Consider the following 13,243-nt stretch of genomic DNA (forward strand, 5'->3'; position numbering starts at 1 on the left):
CATGCTTTCCCGTGTTTTCGGCTTCGGCCGCCGCTCCTTCGAATCGCTCTCCGAACAGGAGATCCTGGCGCTGGCCATTTCATCGGAGGAGGATGACGGGCGTATCTACCGAGCCTATGCGGACGGATTGTCCGAGACTTTTCCGCAATCGGCCAAACTCTTCGAGGCCATGGCCGAGGAAGAAGACGGCCATCGCGACTCGCTGATCGAACTCTTCCGCAAGCGTTTCGGCGAGCGCATTCCGCTGATCCGCCGTGAACATGTGAGGGGCTATTTCGAGCGCAAGCCCGACTGGCTTGTGCGGCCGCTCGGCATCGAGGCCGTGCGCCGCCAGGCCGAGGCGATGGAGCGGCAGGCCTATCTGTTCTATGTCGAGGCGGCCAAGCGCACCACCGACGCCTCGACCCGCAAGCTGCTCGACGATCTGGCCGCGGCCGAACAGGGCCATGAAAGCTCGGCGCATGCGCTGGAGCAGAAACACGTGCCGGGCGAAGTCAAGGTCGAGGAGGCGACCGCCGAGCAGCGCCAGTTCATCCTCACCTATGTGCAGCCGGGCCTGGCCGGGCTGATGGACGGGTCGGTGTCGACGCTGGCGCCGATCTTCGCCGCCGCCTTTGCCACCCATGACACCTGGCAGACGCTTCTGGTCGGTCTCGCCGCCTCGATCGGCGCCGGTATCTCGATGGGTTTCACCGAGGTCGCTTCCGACGACGGCAAGCTGTCGGGCAGGGGTTCGCCGATCAAGCGCGGCCTGACCGTCGGCGTCATGACGACGCTCGGCGGCCTCGGCCACGCGCTGCCCTATCTCATCCCGCATTTCTGGACCGCGACGGCGGTAGCCGCCGTGGTGGTGTTCTTCGAACTGTGGGCCATCGCCTTCGTCCAGAACCGCTACATGCAGACCCCGTTCCTGCGCGCCGCCTTCCAGGTGGTGCTGGGCGGCGCCCTGGTGTTCGCGGCGGGCGTGCTGATCGGGAATGCGTAAACAAAGTGGCGAAGATCGACGCTGCCCCTCATCGCCCTGCCGGGCACTTCTCCCCGTATAGTGACGGGGAGAAGGAGGCTGGCTGCGGCGCTGGCTCCCAACGCTGGGCGGCGCCAACGTCAGCCCAATAACTCTCACCCATTCACGGCCCGGCTGTCCGCTGGCGCCTCGTCCCTCTCGGTCAATCCGTAGTCGCGCACCACGTGCGCGATCCGCAATCGATAGCCGGCAAAGATACCGCCGCGCCCGGCCCGCTGCGCCTGCCGGTGCTCTTCGGTGTTGCGCCAGGCCTTCACCGCCTCCTCGTCGCGCCAGAACGACAGCGACAGCACCCGGTCCGGGTCGGCCAGGCTCTGGAAGCGCTCGACGGAGATGAAGCCGTCAATGCCGTCGAGCAGCGGCCGCAGGTCGGCGGCTATGCCCAGATAGGCCTCGCGCCGGCCCTCCGCAGGCTGCACCTCGAAGATGACGGCGATCATGTCCTCACCAGCGGCGCATGCGGGCCGGAAGCCAGTTTCAGGAACATGCGGTCCTCCTTGAGGATGAAGCGTTCGCGCTTGGCGAATTCATAGTTTGCCTTGCCGGCGGGGTCTGCGGCAAGCCGGGCGCGGTAGGCTTCATAGGCGGCGAGGCTTTCGATGTTGTAGGCGGCATAGGCCGTCGTGGCCGAGCCCTCATGCGGCGCGAAATAGCCGATCAGATCGGCGCCGCAGCGCGGAATGGCCTGACCCCAGTTGCGGGCATACTCCTCGAAGGCGGCCTTGCCGAACGGGTCGATCTCATAGCGGATGAAGCAGGTGATGGTCATGGTCGGCTCCTTGGTGTTTAGCGGCGACAGTTCGGGCGGCGTCGAAACGTCGTGCCACCCGATCTGCTAGGCAGATGATTTGGCGATCACGCCTGCCAGAAGGATTTCGCGCATTCGCGGCGCACGTCCTCCCGTGTCAGGCCGAGGTCACGCAGTAGGTGGTCGTCGATCTCCGAGAGGTCGCGGCGCTGCGAATGGCGGTCGTACCAGCGGGCCAGCAGCCGTGAGCGGACCCAGGTGACGAACGGGAACGATTGGCGGCGGGGCACCGGTTCGGGGGTGAAAGCGGTTCGTGCGGCCATCCTCGTCTCCTTGATCCCGTCGGAGAATAATGGTTATCTGACAAGAATGCTTCGATGAGGATCAAACCATGCGTGAAGGACCCGACATTGCCCGCATCGCCAGCCTGGTCGGCGATCCGGCCCGCGCCAACATGCTGAACGCCCTGATGGGCGGCACGGCATTGACCGCGAGCGAACTGGCGCTGGAGGCCGGCGTGTCGCTGCCGACCGCCTCCTCGCATCTGTCCAAGCTGATGGAGGGCGGGCTGTTGACCTTGGCCAGCCAGGGCCGGCATCGCTATTACGGTCTGGCCGGCCCGCAAGTGGCCGGCATGATCGAGGCCATCACCGGCGTGGCGGAAGCCGTTGGCCCCAGGCGCGTGCGGCCGGGTCCGCGCGACGGCGCGATGCGCGTCGCGCGCGTCTGCTACGATCACCTCGCCGGCGAGCAGGCCGTTGCTATGCTGGAACGCCTCGTCGAGAAAAACATACTGGTCCGCGACGACAAGGAGATCAGGCTCGGGCCGTCCGCCGCATCGCATTTCGCGGCGATCGGCATTGATGTCTACACCAAGCCGCGGCGGCCGGTGTGCCGCGCCTGCCTCGACTGGAGCGTGCGGCGCTCGCACCTCGCCGGGACGCTTGGCGCCGCCATCCTCGACAAGATCCTTGCCGAGAAATGGGCGCGCCGCGAGAAGGACAGCCGCGCGGTGATTTTCTCGCCGCCGGGCAAGCAGGCGTTCGACAGGGTGTTTTTGGGGTGAGGTCGGCGGCGCCGAAAGTCGAGCTAGCCGCGCTTCAGCACCTTACCCTTCTTGAAGAAATCCACCCATGGATCGGCTTCCGAGAGCCGTTTCAGCGTCGTCTTGTCGCCGATCGGGAAGGCGTTCGGCGGCAGGCCGGCCTCGATCTCGGCCCAGGTCACCGGCATCGACACCGTCGCGCCCTTCTTGGCGCGCGAGGAGTAGGGCGCGACGGTGGTCGCGCCGCTGCCGTTGCGCAGGTAGTCGATGAAGATCTTCCCCGTGCGCGCCTTCTTCGACAGCGTCGCGGTGTAGCGGTCCGGTGCGCCTTGCTCCAGCGCCCTGGCGAAATCATGGGCGAAGCCTTTGACCTCGGCCCAATCCGCCGACGGCTTCAGCGGAACGACGATGTGAAAGCCCTTGCCGCCCGATGTCTTGACGAAATTGGGCAGCGACAGCTCGTCGAGCTTGCCCCTGATGTCGAGCGCCGCCTCGCGCACCGCCTTCACGTCGACGCCCTCGTCGGGGTCGAGGTCGAAGACGATCTGGTCGGGCTGTTCAAGCTTGTCGATGGTGCAGCCCCAGATGTGGATCTCGACCACGCCGAGCTGGACCAGCGCCGCGATGCCGTCGAAATCGCGGATGAACAGGATTTCCTCGCCATCCGTGGGATCCTTGGTCTTCTCGATCTTCGCATGCATGCCCGGCGAGGCATGCTTCTGGAAGAAGCGCTGGCCGCCGACACCATCGGGCGCCCGGACCAGGCTGAGCGGGCGGTCGACCACGAATTGCTTCATGCGCGGCCATACCAGCGCGTAATGATCGAGCAGCGCCTGCTTCGAGATCTTTTCGTCGGGCCACAGAAGCTTGTCCGGGTGGGAGAGCTTCACGGTCGTTTTCGCCGCCGTTGCTGCCGTATTGGCGCTGCCTGCCGCAGGCTTGGCCTTGGCGGGGCTTTTGCCTGTCGCTGTTTTGGTTCCCGTTGCCCCTGTTCCCGTTGCATTGGGCTTTTCCTGCACGACTTCCTCCGCCGGCTTGTCCTCGCGCAGCCCCTGGAACGAAGCATGGCGTATTATACGGTCCGACGTCCAGCTGCGAAACTCCACTTCACCGACCAGTTCCGGCTTGACCCAGACCAGGCCCTTGCCCTTCGGCACGGCCGCATCGAAGGGCGAGGCGTCCGCCTTCAGCGCATCGAGCTTCTTCTTCAAGTCGTTGGCGCTCTTGGTGGAGAAGCCGGTGCCGACACGGCCGGCATAGTGCAGGCTGCCGCCTTCGAAATAGCCGACCAGCAGCGAGCGCAGGCCGCGTCCGGTCTTGTCCGACGGCAGATAGCCGCCAATGACGAATTCCTGCCGTGCCGTGCATTTCGATTTGACCCATGCCGGACCGCGCCCACTGCGATAGGGCGCATCGGCGCGTTTTGAGACGACGCCTTCCAGCCCCATGCGGCAGGCATGTTCCAGCATGATCTTGCCGGGTTCGGCAAAATGGTCGGAAAAACGCACCGCCGCGGTGTCGGACGGCTCGCCGAGCAGCGCCTGCAGGGCCTGCTTGCGCTCGACAAGCGGCTCGCGGCGCAAATCCTTGCCGTCGAGCCGCATCAGGTCGAAGACGTAATAGATGAAGCGGTTCGTCCGCTTCGCCGACAGATCCTGCTGCAGCAGCGCGAAGGACGACACGCCGCTGTCGGCCAGCACGACGATCTCGCCGTCGAGGATGGCGTCGCTGCATTTCAGCCCGGCGAGTTCGGCCGCAATCTCGCCGCCGAATTTTTCCGTCCAGTCCAGCCCGGTGCGGGTCAGTAGCCGAACGTCGGTGCCGGCGATCTGTGCCTGCATGCGGTAGCCGTCGAACTTCACCTCATGCAGCCAGTCCTGGCCCGACGGTGCGTCGCGCTCCAGCGTGGCGAGCTGTGGCTCGATGAAATCGAGCTTCTTGCCGCCGGTCTTGGCCTTGCCGGCGGCCGGCTTGTTCGAATGCCAGACCTTCGGCTTCTCGCCCTTGGCCGCCTTGCCTTCGCCGACCTCCTCGATCGTCAGGCCTGATTTCACCGATTTCGGCTCGTCTTGCAGAATATCCTCGCCGGGGCGTGCGGCGGCATCGTCCGACTTGATCAGCAGCCAGTTGTCGCGTTTTTCGCCGGGCCGCGGCCGCAGCCGCACCAGATGCCATTTGCCACGCAGCTTGTGGCCCTCGAGCTCGAAGTTGATGTGGCCCTTCGCCATCATCTTGGCCGGATCGCCGTCGGGCATCCAGGCGCCCTCGTCCCAGACGAGGACCGAGCCGCCGCCATATTCGCCCTTGGGGATGGTGCCTTCGAAGCCGGCATAGTCGATGGGATGATCCTCCACATGCACGGCCAGCCGCTTTTCGTGCGGGTCGAGGCTCGGACCGCGCGTCACCGCCCAGCTCCACAGCACGCCGTCATGCTCAAGGCGAAAATCGTAATGCAGCCTTGTGGCGGCATGCTTCTGGACGACGAAGATGCCGCCGGCCTTCTTGCCGCGCGCAACCTTGCCGGCCGGCTCGGCGGTCTTCTTGAAGTCGCGCTTCGAATGATACTGTTCGAGGCTGCTGGCCATCTCGTATCCTCAGGCCGATTTGCGCTTCGGCGCAACGCTTTTCGCCTTGGCACGTTTGGCCGCCGGCTTGGCTTTCGCCGGGGACGACTTGGTTTGTCCTGAACCCGAATCCGACGACAAGCTCTTCTTCAGCGCGTCGAACAGGTTGACGACATTGGAGGGTTTGGGCGCCTCCTTGGCCTTGGGCGCCTTGTGCCCCGCCTTCTTGGCGCGGATCAGCTCGAGCAGGGCTTCCTCATATTTGTCGTCGAATTTCGAGGGATCGAACTTGGTCTTCTTCTTGTCGATGATGAGCTCGGCCAGATCGGTCATCTCCTGGTCGGTCTTCACCGCCTCGATGTCGCCGAAGACGGTCTCCGGCTGGCGCACCGTGTTGTCGTAGCGCAGCGTGGTCAGCACCATGCCCTTGCCGAGCGGCTCGATGACCACCGGACGCTCGCGTCGATAAAGGACGATGCGCGCCAGCCCGGCCATCTTCTTGCCCGCCATCGCGTCGCGGATGACGGCGAACGCCTCCTCCGAAACCTTGTCGGCCGGCGCGACATAGTAGGGGGTGTCGAGATAGATCTGCCGGATCGAGGATTTGTCGACGAAGCCGTCGAGGCTCATCGTGTGCGAGGTTTCGATCTGCACCGCCTCGATCTCGTCCTCCTCTATATGGACGAAGTCGCCCTTTTCGATCTCGTATCCCTTGATCTCGTCGCCGTCCTCCACCGGTTTGCCGGTCTCGGCGTCGACATAGATCCGCTTCACCGTATTGCCGGTCTTGCGGTTCAAAATGTGGAACGAGACCTTGTCGGCATGGGTGACCACGTTGGTCAGTTCGATGGCGCAGGTGACCAGCGAGAGCTTCAGATAGCCTTTCCAGGCCGGGCGCGGCGCCATGATGATTTCCCCTTGAGAAAGATCAGCTGGAACGGGCGACCACCCCGCTCGGTTCCAACCCGGTCGGCCAGGGCCGGCGCGGTTGCCGCCGGCCCCGGCTTTCAGCCCCTATTCAGCGGCCTGCAGGTTGATCTTGCTTTCCGCGATTTCGGTCAGCTTGCGATCCGTCGCCTGCTCTTCCTTGAGATTCTTGGCCAGCACATTGGCGCAGTCGCTGCGGCCGAGCTGCTTGGCCCAGGCGATCAAGGTGCCGTAGCGGGTCATTTCATAGTGCTCGACGGCCTGCGCGGAGGCGATCAGCGCGGCATCCAGAACGTCCTTGTCGTCAACATCGCCGCTGACGTCGTCGGCCTCCTCGAGAATGCCGTCGATGGCCGGGCAGTTGACCTGCTTGGCCTTGACGCCATGCAGCTCGAACACCTGCTCGACGCGTTCGATATGGCCCTTGGTCTGCTCGAGGTGTTTTTCGAAGCCGGCCTTCAATTGCGGATCGGTTGCCTTGTCGACCATCTTCGGCAGCGCCTTCTCGATCTGCTTTTCGGCATAATAGATGTCGCGCAGCGTGTGCACGAAGAGGTCGTCCAGCGTTTTGATGTCCTTCGAAAAGAAGCCCATGATTTCAGCCTTTCCATTGCTCTTGCTTGTTCGGGAGATCCCGCCCTGCCTGGGCAGTGCCTGTGAGCCGGCAATGCCGGTCCTGCGACTCAACGTCCATTGGTGGGGCCGGTTCCGAACGCTCGCGGCCGCACGGCAACGAAATTCCCGGACGGCACGAAAGTTGAAACACAAGCGCACCAAGGCGACATTCAAACGAAACATATGTGATGCAAAAGTCACACCAACCGAAATGGTGACAAAAGGCGTCGAAACACCCCGAATCAGCCGCAATCCGGCCATGAAGCGACGGGTTTTCGACCAAAAATTAACATCACGTTCACTGAGTATTCACGCCTCGATGCTATCGTTCTCGCACTTCGGAAGGGACGTCCGAAAATCGGGACAGGGACCAGGTAAAATGAACTTCCTCACGCAACTCATCGGCTATGCCGCCGCCATCCGCGAATTCGTCGCGCCGACCTATCGGCCCGAGCGCTATTACATGCGTGGCCCCGGTCCGGCCTGCGCCCGTCGCGGCACGTCGCTGGGCGCACACTGACCATGAGCTTCGAAAGCCGACACAACAGCCGCATCTGCAGGCCGGACGCCGACAGCCGCGCCACCGCCTATCGCGCCGAACGCCCTGTCCTGGCCGACCGGCGGCGTGCGGCAACGCCGCGTCTTTGATGCCGCCATCGGCCGGCTTGGTGTCATAGGACATAAGCAGCCGAGGCCAGCGTGACCGCCGCGGACGAGCCCTCCCCAGGCAAGCCGCCCCTCTGAACCCTTCGGTGCAGCCGCTGATCCTCTTCGAGAGCGTCGCGCCTGGTTGCGGCCAATCGGATGAATGCGCGCTACCGCGGCCGGCTCAAGCGATCGGCCACACAGGGTTGGAGCACAATCGCGCCGCCCGCCGCCTTACCCAGTTCGCGGCAATCCTGGGACGTGCACAGCGTCCAGCCACCGGCCGTCGCGCCGGAGGCCGCCAGCACGAGACGGGGCTGCGGCCCGACCTTGGGCGAATAGGCCCACCAGCCATCCTTCAGCACCGCACCTTCCGGCGGCTCCATGCCGGCACCCGAGCCCTTGATACGGGCCTCGACTACTTGCAGGCCGGAGGGCGTCACCTTCCAGTCTTCCTCCCAGCGCGTCCGCTCCACCGAATGCGCCCAGGACAATGTGAAGGCGGCAACGCCGAGCGTCACGCTCTTGCCGGCGGCGAGGATGCACAGGCTCATGCGGTTTCTCGCCTGAGCAGGATCGCCGCCGCCAGCCGGGTGCCGCTTTTTGCGTTCGCCGACCTTCGCTTCGGGATCATGCCCTGGCCGGCGCCTGCCGGGCACGCCAGACATGCCAGCCGATCCAGGCCAGCGACAGCGCCCAGCCGGTCTCGTCGGTCAGCGGCACCGCCGCCACCAGCAGCACGCCGGCGGCGAAGGCGACCAGCCGTTCCCACCAGGCCATGCGCGTGGCAAGGAAGCCGACGGCGGCGGCGCCCCACAGCACGATGCCCATGCAGGCCTTGAGAACGATGTAGGCGACCTCGACGGGATAACCGAACTGGGCGGCGATCGGTCCGGCGTCCTGCAGCATCAGCGCCGGCGTGTAGACCGCCATGAACGGAACGACGAAACCGGCAATGGCTAGTTTTGTCGCCTGGATACCGATCTTGAGGCCGCTCTCCTTGGCCATGGGTGCGGCGGCAAAGGCGGCCAACGCCACCGGCGGCGTCAGGTCGGCCATGATGCCGAAATAGAAGACGAACATGTGGCTGACCACCAGCGGCACGCCGAGCGATAGCAGCGCCGGCCCGGCCAGCGACGAGGTGATGATGTAGTTGGGGATGGTCGGGATGCCCATGCCGAGCACCAGGCAGGTCAGCATGGTCAGCACCAGCGACAGGAACAGATTGTTCTCGCCGATCGAGATGATCCAGCCGATGAAGGTCGAGGCGATGCCGGTCAGCGTCAGCGTGCCGATGACGATGCCGACGATGGCGCAGGCAATGCCGACCGGCAGCGCGTTCTTGGCGCCTTCGGCAAGCGAAACGATGCAGATCCGCAGCGTCTCGCGGCCACCCCTGAAGGCAAGGCAGGCAATGACGAGTGCGGCGATGACAAGGCTGAGGATGTTGACGCCGAATTTCATGAAGGAGGCGGCGGCAAGCCCCAGCGCCAGCCAGAAGACGACGCGGAAGGCGAGCGGCCCGATCAGCGCCGCCAGCGGCGTGCCGAGGATCAGCACGATGGTCAGCGCCAGGCCCATCGTACCCGCGAAGACAGGTGTGTAGCCGGCGAACAGCAGATAGATCAGCGCCGCCAGCGGCAGCACCAGCGGCCAGTGCTGTCGCACCGCGTCCCAGGGGTTGGGCAGGTCCGCCTTGGCCATGCCACGCAGGCCGGCCTTGCCTGCCTCCAGATGCACCTGCCAGAAACAGGCGCCGAAATAGAGCAGCGCCGGGATGATGGCCGCCTTGACCACGTCGGCATAGGGGATGTTCAGCGTCTCGGCCATGATGAAGGCGACCGCGCCCATCACCGGCGGCATGATCTGGCCGCCCATCGAGGAGGTCGCCTCGACGGCGCCGGCGAAGGCCGAGCGGAAGCCGAAGCGCTTCATCAAGGGAATCGTGAACTGGCCGCTGGCCACCACATTGGCGACGCCGGAACCGGAAATGGTGCCCATCAGCGCCGAGGACAGCACGCAGACCTGCGCCGGGCCGCCGCGCCAGGTGCCTACCAGGCCGAGCGCGAAATCGTTGAACAGCGCGATCATCCCGGCGCGTTCAAGGAAGGCGGCAAAGACGACGAAGATGAAGATATAGGCGGCCGAGACATAGATCGGCGTGCCGTAAATGCCTTCGGTGCCGTAGGCGAAGGTGTCGACCAGCTGGGCGAAGTCATAGCCGCGATGGATGAAGGGCGGCGGCAGATGATTGCCGACGAAGCAATAGGCGAGAAAGATGAAGGCGATGGCCGCCAGCGGCAGCCCCATCAGCCGGCGCGCCGCCTCGAAGACCAGCACCACCAGCACCGCGCCGACGATCAGGTCCGGCGTGGTGAGGAAGCCGGAGCGCCGGATGAGGTCGGTATAGAACACCCAATTGTACAGGCCGGTGCCGAAGCCGAGCACTCCCAGCGTCCAGAACGCGGCCTTGGCCGGCAGGCTGGTGGCGCGCAGATTGGCGATCAGTGCGAAGCCGAGCAGCAGCAGGAAGCCGACATGCATGGCCCGCACCACCTGGCTCGGCAGGCTGCCATAGGCGGCGATGTAGATCTGGAAGGCGGAAAAAGCGACCGCGATGGCGAAGGCCGCCTTGCCGGCGATGCCGTCGCCGAAACCCGGCGGCAGTCCTTCTACCTGCTCTTCGGCGACGGGGAGATGGAAGGTGTGGGATTTGCCGTCGACTGCTTCGCTCATCCGACGCACTCCAAAATGAGCGAATGATAGTGCGAGGCGCGTCGCGAAGACATCTCAGATAGTCCTCGCCTACTTCAGCAGACCCTTCTCCTTGTAATACCGCTCCGCGCCCGGATGCAGCGGCACCGGCATGCCGTCGAGGGCCTTGGCCGGGTCGATCGCCTTGGCGGCGGCGTGGGCGGCGGCAAGCTGGTCGAGATGCTCGAACATCTGCTTGGTCATCTGGTAGGCGGTCTCATCCGAGACATCGGCACGGGTGATGAGGAAGTTGCCGACGGCGGCGGTGGCGACATCCTCCGTCTGGCCCGCATAGGTGCCCTTGGGAATGACCACCGACAGATAGGGCGAGCCGATCTTGGCGACGTCTTCGGCCGGCACCGCAACGACATTGATCGGCAAGGAGGTGGCGAGATCGCGGATCGAGGCGACGCCCAGCCCGGCCGATTGCAGCGTGGCGTCGAGCTGGCGGTTCTTGATCAGCTCGACCGATTCGGCGAAGGGCAGATATTCGACGCGGCCGAGGTCCTCGTATTTCAGCCCGGCGGCGGCGAAGATGGCCCGCGCGTTGAGCTCGGTGCCCGATGCCGGCGCGCCGACCGACAAGCTCTTGCCCTTGAGGTCGGCGAGCGTCTTGATGCCGGATTCTTGGCTGGCGACGATCTGGATGTAATTGGGATAGATGGCGGCGATGCCGCGCAGCTTGTCCAGCTTGCCGGGGAAGCCGGCCTCGGCATTGCCCTCGGCGGCCATCTTGACGGAATCGCCGAGCGCGAACGCGATCTCGCCCTTGCCCTGCTGCAGGAGGTTGAGGTTCTCGACCGAGGCCTTGGTCGCCTGCACCTGGGTGCGGGCGCCCTCGATGCCCTTGCCGTAGATTTCCGACAGTGCCACGCCGAGCGGATAATAGACGCCCGAAGTGCCGCCGGTCAGCACATTGATGAATTCCTGCGCGGTGGCGGACACCGCACCAAGGCCAAGGGAAAGCGCCATCGCGCCGGCAGCAATAAACGTCTTTCTGAAGTTCAACATCCGGTTTCCTCCCTGAAATATTGGCCGCATCGCCTCCCTGACGCGAACCGGGCGAGTTTAGACAGCGGAGGGGAAATGCCAACCCGCAATTCCGCTCGTTAGACGAATGGTTGAGAGTGTCGCCAAACATATGCCCGCTTGCACAAGGCGCGGCCGGAGCCGAAAGTTTTTCCAGCGCCTGTCGAAATCGGCCAAGGTCGCGCGACATACGTTCGGCCCGCAACGAAGCGGCCTTCGAAACCACGGGAGAAGACCCATGCGATACATGCTTATGATTTACGCCGACGAAGCCGCGATGGCGAACGTGCCGACCGAGGCGACCTATCAGATGAGCGCCGCCTATGACGCCTACACGGAAGCGCTGAAGAAGTCCGGCACCTGGCTGGCCGGCGACAGGCTGCGCCCGAGCCAGGCGACCACCCTGGTCCGGATGACTGACGGTAAGACCAGCGTGCTCGACGGCCCCTATGCCGACACCAAGGAGCAGCTTGCCGGCTTCTACATGATCGAGGCCGAGGACGCCGACGCCGCGATCGCCTGGGCGGCGCGCTGTCCGGCGGCCAGCACCGGGACTGTCGAGGTGCGGCCGATCTGGGAAATGGCCGACTATCTGCCCAGGAAATGACGGCGTGATGGACACACGCCCCGAAATCGCCCGGGTGGCCGCCGAGACGGCCGCCCGGCAGAGCTACGGCAAGCTGGTCGCCTGGCTGGCGGCGCGCACGCGCGACGTGGCTGCCGCGGAGGATGCGCTGGCCGACGCCTTTGCGGCGGCGCTTGAGCGCTGGCCGCGCACCGGCGTGCCGGAAAAGCCGGAAGCCTGGTTGCTCGCCGTGGCAAGGCGGCGGCGTGTCGATGCGGTGCGGCGGCGGCTGACCGGCGAAGCCGGCCGCGACCATCTCAAGCTGATTGCCGAGGAGGCGGAGGCGCGCATGACCGATGAGGACCTGCCCGACGAACGATTGCGGCTGATGTTCGCCTGCGCCCATCCGGCGATCGAACCGGGCGTGCGGGCGCCGCTGATCCTGCAGACCATCCTCGGCTTCGATGCCGCGACGATCGCTTCCGCTTTCCTGCTCTCGCCGTCAACGATGGGGCAGCGCCTGGTGCGCGCCAAGAGCCGCATCCGCGAGACCGGCATTCCGTTCCGCGTACCGGAGCGAGCCGAACTCGGCGAAAGGCTGGACGCGGTGCTGGAGGCAATCTACGCCGCTTTCGCCGAGGGCTGGTCCGACCCGGCCGGTACCGAGACGCGGCGCCGGAACCTCGCCACCGAAGGCATCTGGCTCGGCCGGCTGGTGGCCTCGCTGCTGCCGCAAGAGCCGGAAGCGCTGGGCCTGCTGTCGCTGATGCTGTTCGCCGAAGCGCGCCGCGCCGCGCGTCGCGACACGGCCGGAGAGTATGTGGCGCTCGCCGAGCAGGACCATGCACTGTGGGATCACGCCCTGGTCGACGAGGCCGAAGCCCTGCTCCGCCGTGCCGCCGCCATGGGCACGATCGGCCGCTATCAGCTCGAGGCGGCGGTCCAGTCGGCGCATGTGGCGCGACGACTGAGCGGCCGCACCGACTGGGCGGCGATCCGCGCGCTCTACGAAGCGCTGTTTTCGATCGCGGGATCACCGGTCGTGGCGATCAACCGCGCGGTGGCGATCGCAGAGACCGAGGGCGCGGTGGCGGGGTTGGCGGCTCTTTACGTGCTGGGAGACGACAAGCGGCTCAATGACTACCAGCCCTACTGGGCCGCGCGGGCCGGCCTGCTGGCCAGGCTCGGCCAGGCACCGCAGGCGCTCGAGGCCTATGATCGGGCGATCGGCTTAGAGCGCGATCCGGCGGTGCGCCGCTTCCTGCAGGCAAGACGCGCCGCTCTCATCCAATGAGCTCCCGGGCGCGGGCGGCATTTCGGACCACCT

Annotated in this window: 15 protein-coding genes; 6 read left to right on the forward strand and 9 right to left on the reverse strand. The window is 65.4% G+C overall.

What is annotated here, in order from left to right; translation table 11 throughout:
* Position 1: 1 nt before the first annotated feature.
* Complete coding sequence (gene mbfA / locus FJ543_RS17250) at positions 2-985, forward strand: iron exporter MbfA (RefSeq protein WP_140618116.1); 984 nt, start codon at positions 2-4, stop codon at positions 983-985.
* A gap of 134 nt (positions 986-1,119) precedes the next feature.
* Here mbfA and FJ543_RS17260 read toward each other — a convergent pair whose 3' ends face one another.
* The 3 genes from FJ543_RS17260 to FJ543_RS17270 all read right to left on the reverse strand — a co-directional run bounded on the left by FJ543_RS17260 (position 1,120) and on the right by FJ543_RS17270 (position 2,095).
* Positions 1,120-1,464: an antibiotic biosynthesis monooxygenase gene (locus FJ543_RS17260; protein WP_140876079.1), complete on the reverse strand. Its 345-nt coding sequence runs from the start codon at positions 1,462-1,464 to the stop codon at positions 1,120-1,122.
* Entirely contained in the window at positions 1,461-1,793 is a 333-nt protein-coding gene (locus FJ543_RS17265; protein ID WP_140876081.1) for an NIPSNAP family protein, read from the reverse strand. The genes FJ543_RS17260 and FJ543_RS17265 overlap by 4 nt, the downstream gene beginning before the upstream one ends.
* Positions 1,794-1,879: 86 nt before the next feature.
* Positions 1,880-2,095, reverse strand: coding sequence for a DUF1127 domain-containing protein (locus FJ543_RS17270; RefSeq protein ID WP_140876083.1), 216 nt, complete (start codon positions 2,093-2,095; stop codon positions 1,880-1,882).
* Positions 2,096-2,163: 68 nt separating this feature from the next.
* Between FJ543_RS17270 and FJ543_RS17275 the strand changes: the two genes are divergently transcribed.
* Complete coding sequence (locus FJ543_RS17275) at positions 2,164-2,838, forward strand: winged helix-turn-helix domain-containing protein (RefSeq protein ID WP_140876084.1); 675 nt, start codon at positions 2,164-2,166, stop codon at positions 2,836-2,838.
* Positions 2,839-2,861: 23 nt separating this feature from the next.
* On the opposite strand, the gene ligD is transcribed toward FJ543_RS17275, so the two are convergent.
* From ligD to FJ543_RS17290, 3 genes are all read right to left on the reverse strand, one after another.
* Complete coding sequence (gene ligD / locus FJ543_RS17280) at positions 2,862-5,402, reverse strand: DNA ligase D (protein WP_140876086.1); 2,541 nt, start codon at positions 5,400-5,402, stop codon at positions 2,862-2,864.
* 9 nt (positions 5,403-5,411) lie between these two features.
* Positions 5,412-6,287 carry a Ku protein gene (locus FJ543_RS17285; RefSeq protein ID WP_140618129.1) on the reverse strand — a complete coding sequence of 292 codons (876 nt, stop codon included), beginning with the start codon at positions 6,285-6,287 and terminating at the stop codon, positions 5,412-5,414.
* A gap of 108 nt (positions 6,288-6,395) precedes the next feature.
* Positions 6,396-6,902, reverse strand: a complete 507-nt coding sequence (locus FJ543_RS17290; protein ID WP_015314781.1) for a ferritin-like domain-containing protein — start codon at positions 6,900-6,902, stop codon at positions 6,396-6,398.
* Between the two features lie 400 nt (positions 6,903-7,302).
* Between FJ543_RS17290 and FJ543_RS17295 the strand changes: the two genes are divergently transcribed.
* Together FJ543_RS17295 and FJ543_RS32200 are read left to right on the forward strand one after the other, a co-directional pair.
* Positions 7,303-7,443 carry a hypothetical protein gene (locus tag FJ543_RS17295; RefSeq protein ID WP_015314782.1) on the forward strand — a complete coding sequence of 47 codons (141 nt, stop codon included), beginning with the start codon at positions 7,303-7,305 and terminating at the stop codon, positions 7,441-7,443.
* Between the two features lie 2 nt (positions 7,444-7,445).
* A complete protein-coding gene (locus tag FJ543_RS32200; RefSeq protein WP_263484918.1) occupies positions 7,446-7,571 on the forward strand; it encodes a hypothetical protein in 126 nt (41 codons plus the stop codon).
* Between the two features lie 167 nt (positions 7,572-7,738).
* Here the strand turns inward: FJ543_RS32200 and FJ543_RS17300 are convergent, their stop codons facing one another.
* The 3 genes from FJ543_RS17300 to FJ543_RS17310 form a co-directional block, all read right to left on the reverse strand.
* A complete protein-coding gene (locus tag FJ543_RS17300) occupies positions 7,739-8,122 on the reverse strand; it encodes a DUF1850 domain-containing protein (RefSeq protein WP_140618416.1) in 384 nt (127 codons plus the stop codon).
* Positions 8,123-8,198: 76 nt separating this feature from the next.
* Entirely contained in the window at positions 8,199-10,304 is a 2,106-nt protein-coding gene (locus tag FJ543_RS17305; RefSeq protein ID WP_140876088.1) for a TRAP transporter permease, read from the reverse strand.
* A 69-nt stretch (positions 10,305-10,373) separates the two neighbouring features.
* A complete protein-coding gene (locus tag FJ543_RS17310; RefSeq protein ID WP_140876089.1) occupies positions 10,374-11,333 on the reverse strand; it encodes a TAXI family TRAP transporter solute-binding subunit in 960 nt (319 codons plus the stop codon).
* 256 nt (positions 11,334-11,589) lie between these two features.
* Between FJ543_RS17310 and FJ543_RS17315 the strand changes: the two genes are divergently transcribed.
* Entirely contained in the window at positions 11,590-11,958 is a 369-nt protein-coding gene (locus FJ543_RS17315; RefSeq protein WP_015314786.1) for a YciI family protein, read from the forward strand.
* A 7-nt stretch (positions 11,959-11,965) separates the two neighbouring features.
* Positions 11,966-13,210, forward strand: coding sequence for a DUF6596 domain-containing protein (locus FJ543_RS17320; protein WP_140876211.1), 1,245 nt, complete (start codon positions 11,966-11,968; stop codon positions 13,208-13,210).
* Positions 13,211-13,243 lie beyond the last annotated feature (33 nt).

Source organism: Mesorhizobium sp. B2-5-7 (assembly GCF_006440875.1).
Classification (GTDB): Bacteria; Pseudomonadota; Alphaproteobacteria; order Rhizobiales; family Rhizobiaceae; genus Mesorhizobium; species Mesorhizobium australicum.

What these genes read in the sequence shown, in the direction of transcription:
- FJ543_RS17300 (WP_140618416.1), bottom strand. Translation starts at nt 8,122, where the DNA reads ATGAGCCTGTGCATCCTCGCCGCCGGCAAGAGCGTGACGCTCGGCGTT.
- FJ543_RS17305 (WP_140876088.1), bottom strand. Translation starts at nt 10,304, where the DNA reads ATGAGCGAAGCAGTCGACGGCAAATCCCACACCTTCCATCTCCCCGTC.
- FJ543_RS17310 (WP_140876089.1), bottom strand. Translation starts at nt 11,333, where the DNA reads ATGTTGAACTTCAGAAAGACGTTTATTGCTGCCGGCGCGATGGCGCTT.
- FJ543_RS17260 (WP_140876079.1), bottom strand. Translation starts at nt 1,464, where the DNA reads ATGATCGCCGTCATCTTCGAGGTGCAGCCTGCGGAGGGCCGGCGCGAG.
- FJ543_RS17315 (WP_015314786.1), top strand. Translation starts at nt 11,590, where the DNA reads ATGCGATACATGCTTATGATTTACGCCGACGAAGCCGCGATGGCGAAC.
- FJ543_RS17285 (WP_140618129.1), bottom strand. Translation starts at nt 6,287, where the DNA reads ATGGCGCCGCGCCCGGCCTGGAAAGGCTATCTGAAGCTCTCGCTGGTC.
- FJ543_RS17295 (WP_015314782.1), top strand. Translation starts at nt 7,303, where the DNA reads ATGAACTTCCTCACGCAACTCATCGGCTATGCCGCCGCCATCCGCGAA.
- FJ543_RS17270 (WP_140876083.1), bottom strand. Translation starts at nt 2,095, where the DNA reads ATGGCCGCACGAACCGCTTTCACCCCCGAACCGGTGCCCCGCCGCCAA.
- FJ543_RS17290 (WP_015314781.1), bottom strand. Translation starts at nt 6,902, where the DNA reads ATGGGCTTCTTTTCGAAGGACATCAAAACGCTGGACGACCTCTTCGTG.
- ligD (WP_140876086.1), bottom strand. Translation starts at nt 5,402, where the DNA reads ATGGCCAGCAGCCTCGAACAGTATCATTCGAAGCGCGACTTCAAGAAG.
- FJ543_RS17265 (WP_140876081.1), bottom strand. Translation starts at nt 1,793, where the DNA reads ATGACCATCACCTGCTTCATCCGCTATGAGATCGACCCGTTCGGCAAG.
- FJ543_RS17320 (WP_140876211.1), top strand. Translation starts at nt 11,966, where the DNA reads ATGGACACACGCCCCGAAATCGCCCGGGTGGCCGCCGAGACGGCCGCC.
- FJ543_RS17275 (WP_140876084.1), top strand. Translation starts at nt 2,164, where the DNA reads ATGCGTGAAGGACCCGACATTGCCCGCATCGCCAGCCTGGTCGGCGAT.
- mbfA (WP_140618116.1), top strand. Translation starts at nt 2, where the DNA reads ATGCTTTCCCGTGTTTTCGGCTTCGGCCGCCGCTCCTTCGAATCGCTC.
- FJ543_RS32200 (WP_263484918.1), top strand. Translation starts at nt 7,446, where the DNA reads ATGAGCTTCGAAAGCCGACACAACAGCCGCATCTGCAGGCCGGACGCC.